This is a genomic window from Caballeronia sp. BR00000012568055, from assembly GCF_029439455.1.
In the GTDB taxonomy this organism is placed as follows: Bacteria; Pseudomonadota; Gammaproteobacteria; order Burkholderiales; family Burkholderiaceae; genus Caballeronia.
Map to the genome: position 1 here is coordinate 1 of NZ_JAQFVG010000047.1, position 5,035 is coordinate 5,035.

Sequence of the window (5,035 nt, forward strand, 5' to 3'; positions counted from 1 at the left end):
AAATGCAGTGCCGATAGCCATACCGACCCCCGCCGTATATCCCTTCCCGAGGACGTTGCCCGCCATCATCTCCCCCGCCACGAAGAGATTTTCGGACGGGGTTCCGTCGAAGTACACGGCCGCACGGGGGTCAGTCCTGAGCCCCAAATAGGTAAAAGTGATGCCTGGGCGCAGCGCATACGCGTAGTACGGAGGTTTGTCGAGAGGTTGCGCCCAGTGCGTTTTAGGGGGCGTTAGATTCTCCGTATGGCAGTCGTCAAGAACGGCATGGTTGAACGTCCCTACGCGACACGCCGCGTTATACGACTCGATCGTGTTCATGAACCGTGCTTCATCGATCTTCATCGCGCGCGCAAGTTCAGGGAGCGAATGAGCTCGCGTCCCAGGAAAGACAGGGGGCATGAATCGCCCCACAGCTTTCGAATCGATCACTGAATATGCGATTTGCCCAGGTTGCTGAGCAACGAGGCGTCCCCAGATCGCATAGCGTTTAGGCCAAAAATCTTCGCCTTCGTCGTAGAAACGGTCTCCGTCTCGATTGAGGACGACTCCGAGCGAAACGCAATCAACTCGCGTGCAGATGCCTCCATCGTAGAGCGGCGCTCGCGCATCGATAGCCACACAATGCGATTGAGACGGATCTCCGATGGTATCGGCACCAGCGTCAATCATGAATTTGAGCAAGGTTCCCATGTTGAAGCGGGTACCTCGGATCAGGAAATTGTCTGCGATCCATTGACCGTTCACCTGCCCCCACGCTTCCCGCAGCCACTCGCGATTCGATTCGAATCCGCCAGCGGCAAGAACGCAAGTACGTGCCTCAATGCGCTCAGAGCCGATTCGAGCAGCCACGAAGCGCTCGCCATTGAGCTCGAGCGAATCAACTGGCGCGTTGTAGCGAATTTGAACGCCGAGAGCTTCCGCGCTACGGTAGTAAGCGTTCACCAACGCCTTGCCACCGCCCATGAAGAAGGCATTTGTTCGCGCGACATGCAAGGCTCCGGACAGCGGTGGCTGGAATCGAACTCCATGTCCACGCATCCAGTCTCGACAGTTCGACGAAGCCTTGATTGCGATTCGGGCGAGTTTCTCATCGGTCAACCCGCCAGTAACCTTGAGAAGGTCCTGCCAATACTCTTCTTCAGGATAAGCATCGACTAGCACGTCTTGGGGTGCGTCGTGCATACAGCGCAGGTTACGCGTGTGTTGAGAATTCCCTCCACGCCACTCCTTAGGCGCAGCCTCGAGCACGAGAACTGAAGCACCCGCTTCTCGCGCCATCAGTGCAGCGCAAAGGGCCGCGTTGCCGCCTCCAATCACAAGCACATCTATCATCGTCTCGCTCCGACTTACTTTTTTTCGGTGTGGGCCTCGGGGTTTTTGTCAAAACTAGGATCGAGGCAACACGTCTTCACAAACACCTAACTCTTACCGCGACGCACCCACAACCTGCTTTGTTCGTATCAACAGCGAGCCTCGTCCGTTGTTGACATCTTCGCGCGTTCAATCCTTCGCTCAAACAATGCGAAGCTCTTAAATCAGCGCTGGCTCAGACGCACACACTGAACATCGGGCGCCTCGCAGATGGGGGAAGGACGCTCCACGAGCCGTCGTCGTGACGGAAGAAGAAAATGACGAGGTCCCGGTCCGACTGAGTCGTCTCGACGCAAACGCCTCGAAACGGATTCGATTTCACCGGAATGGTTCGAGTAACCCGGATCGCACTTGCCGGCGCTGAGCCAAACCATTTGTGAACCAACCAGCGTAATGACTGCCCGTCCGTTCTCATCATCAACTCCTCGCCTGTTCCTTACCGTCGGCGTTAGAGGAAACTTCATCAAACGCCTCGTCCCACATTTGCAATCCAACGAATCCGGTCGATTTCCTTTCCCGGCACCGGCGTCTTTCTCGTCGTGACCTTAGTCTACAATCAATTTCGTTGAATGGTACAAGTTTCACTCATCGGAACCATAAAACTCATTGAGTTGTATTGGCTAGGGCAGGTCCAGGACCCGAGACGTCGAATAAGGGCAGGAGGTCTGCGGCGCTACGGTTGTCCGCAAGCGTCGTGGAACTCAGGCGTCCTCGCTTGCGGTTAGGTCAATGTCGGCGGCAGATCGCACGGGGGGCCGCATGCGCCGTCGACAAGCGCTCGCGAGAGCGGGACGCGACCGGTTAGCGAGCATTCCGCTTCGAGACGGCGGCGATCGTCTCTCCGACCACGGACGCCTAACTGCACGCATCGGAAGGCGATTTCGTATCATGAAAGTCGCGTCGAGTGTTCGGACGTGCGCGGTTTCGCGCAGCGGCGAGACGGACGACTTGAGTTCGCTCAAGTCCAGCTCCCTACGCGTACCGACGTCGAGATGAACCAACGTCAGACACGCGGGGAGTCATCGTATGAGTCGAAATGGAGAGCGATGCGTGATGCGGGAGCGGCTAGCTTCCTTGATACTTCGGCTTGCGCTTCTCCTTATACGCGGAGATTGCTTCTCTGTAGTCGTCCGTGGACTGGATGACCGCCATGTGCGCTGCCACGGACTCGAGACTCGTGCGCAGATCGGTACGTAGCGACTGATACATTAGCTTCTTGATGTCCCGAATCTGAATAGGCGGACCCTCAGCCAGGCGCGTAGCAAACGCAAGCGTTTCTTTAAAGAGTTCCGCATCATCGAACACGCGGTTGACTAGGCCGACCTTCAGTGCTTCGTCTGCAGAAACGAAGTCTCCCGTCCACAGCAACTCAAGCGCTCTCGCGGGCCCGACGAGTCGAGGTAAGAAGTAACAACCGCCGTTTCCAGGAATAAGGCCGACCTTCACGTACCCCTCTGAGAACCGAGCCGACGTCCCTGCAAAACGTATGTCGCACATAAGGGAGAGGTCCATTCCAGCCCCGACTGCTGCGCCGTTGACAGCAGCAATCAAAGGCTTCTCGAAGTCCTCGACAGCCAACGCTACCTGATGTGTAACCTTCTGCAAACGGAGCTTTCGATCAAGTGGCGTCGGGTCTCCAGCCGCCCTTTCGGCCGCACGTCGTCCGAGATCGCCCCCGGAACAGAAGGCGTCTCCAGTCCCGGTAATTACGAAGCAGCCGATATCGTTATCTTCATTTGCTTCTTTCAGAGCGTTGCGAAGGACCTCCAACATTTCCTCGCTAAGCGCGTTCTTCTTTTCGGGTCGATTCAGTCGTGCGACGAGTACACGGTCAATTCTTTCAAGCTCGAGGTCCGCCATTTAGTCTCCTTGCCAGAGCACGTTTCTACAGCCCATTCATCGCGTGTCGCCAACTGTTAACAACGGTCGGCGCCCCTTACCTACTTCGCAACCTTCTGTCGATGACGCGCGTGCTCCTCTCGCGCCTCGTTCAAAGCTTTTTTGAGCGAGCGGTTGATCCAGCGCTTGTTCTCCGCGAACGCGTGAGGATCTTTAGACCCAAGCCCTTCGGCTACGACCACGGCGGCCGATTGCAACTCACTAGGTGGCACGACGCTCGCGACCAAACCGCGACTCAGGGCCTCCCGCGCCGACATACGCCTTCCCGTCTGAATAAGATCCAATGCGAGGGCCCGACCTCCGATCACTTCAAGAATGTTCGCTCCGGAGAACGTGGGGATGCCCAGATTGATCTCCGGCAGTGTCAGTTCTGCTTCGTCAGCGGCAACACAAGCGTCTGACAGAAGCGCAAGCATTGCTCCGGCTCCGCTTGCGGTGCCGTTAAGAACCGTAATCACCGGCTTCGGACAGTTCATGACGGCGTCCTGCAACGATGCCAACGCGTGGGAGCGGCGCTCACGTTGGCCCGCCTGATCCCCGTCCGCCGGCTTTTCGCGCACATCCACCCCAGCGCTAAACACGCGGGTTCCAGCACCGGTAAGCAGAATTGTTTGCACGCCAGGATTGCTGCCCGCCTCGACGATGGCGGAAGTCATGCGCTCAACCATCGCGACCGTCATCGCATTTGCTTTCTCGGCGCGGCTTATCGTTATCCAGATCTGAGCATTACGCTGCTCGACGTCCACAGCAATAGTCGCGGAACGAGGACTGACACCTTGCATCATTGCTTCTCCTTATGCTCTTCCGCTCGGGTGGCCTCAGGCCGCCGGCGTTGCGCCCGACACGAAGATGTCGGCGAAAAACTCAGTTTCTGGCAGACGGCGTTCGTTAATGAAGTCCTTGCGCGCTGATTGAACAACGATTGGCGCCCCGCATGCATAAACTTGATGCTGCGAAAGATCGGCAAAGTCTTCCATCACGGCTTGATGCACGAATCCGGATCGTCCAGTCCAGTTGTCTTCTGCCGATGCATCGGATATCACCGGAACATAGTTGAGCCCGACGTCCTTTACCCAAGCTTTGGCAACGTCATGCAAATAGAGGTCCTTCGGCCGCCGGCCACCCCAGTACAATGTCATAGGACGGCCGTGACCCTTGCGAACCTCTTGTTCGATCATCGCTTTGATAGGCGCGAACCCCGTCCCGCTCGCAACGAAAATGATCGGCTTCTCGGTGGCTTCGCGGATGAAGAAGGTACCGAGCGGCCCTTCGAACCTGAGAAGGTCGTTCTCCGCCATCTTTCCGAACACGTGCCGACTGAATGGCCCGTCGTAGTTGCGCAGATGCAGCTCAACGAACCCCGCGTCATCGGGCGAGTTGGCGATAGACAAGCTCCGACGGATACCACCTGGAATGGCGATGTTGATGTACTGGCCGGGCAAGAACGCAAGACTCTGATTAGCCGGAAGTCGCAGACGAATCCGCATTACGTCGTCTGCCAGCCGTTCAAGGCGATCCACTCGGCAGGCCAATTTGCGCACCGGATAGCCCTCCACCACCGGAACCACGTTGCATTCGACGGTCAGCGCAGAACGTGGTTTCGATTGGCAGAGCAGCGTGTAGCCCTTGTCGATTTCCGCTTGCGTAAGCGTTGCCGTTGGATCCATACAAGGGTCTAGCTCTCCGTCGACGACCCGCGCCTTACACGACCCACACACACCGCTTTTACAGCTGTAGGGCAGAGGATAACCGGCGCTTAGAG

General features: G+C 57.2%; 4 protein-coding genes. All 4 read right to left on the minus strand.

Features of this window, described 5'->3' with window-relative positions:
* The coding region (gene tcuA / locus P7F28_RS03780) for an FAD-dependent tricarballylate dehydrogenase TcuA (RefSeq protein ID WP_277183103.1) at positions 1-1,335 on the minus strand (1,335 nt) is incomplete at its 3' end.
* Positions 1,336-2,439: 1,104 nt separating this feature from the next.
* On the minus strand, positions 2,440-3,234 hold the full coding sequence (locus P7F28_RS03785; RefSeq protein ID WP_277183104.1) for an enoyl-CoA hydratase/isomerase family protein: 795 nt from the start codon (positions 3,232-3,234) through the stop codon (positions 2,440-2,442).
* A gap of 80 nt (positions 3,235-3,314) precedes the next feature.
* Positions 3,315-4,058 carry an enoyl-CoA hydratase/isomerase family protein gene (locus tag P7F28_RS03790; protein WP_277183105.1) on the minus strand — a complete coding sequence of 248 codons (744 nt, stop codon included), beginning with the start codon at positions 4,056-4,058 and terminating at the stop codon, positions 3,315-3,317.
* A 33-nt stretch (positions 4,059-4,091) separates the two neighbouring features.
* The coding region (locus P7F28_RS03795; protein ID WP_277183106.1) for a CDP-6-deoxy-delta-3,4-glucoseen reductase at positions 4,092-5,035 on the minus strand (944 nt) is incomplete at its 5' end.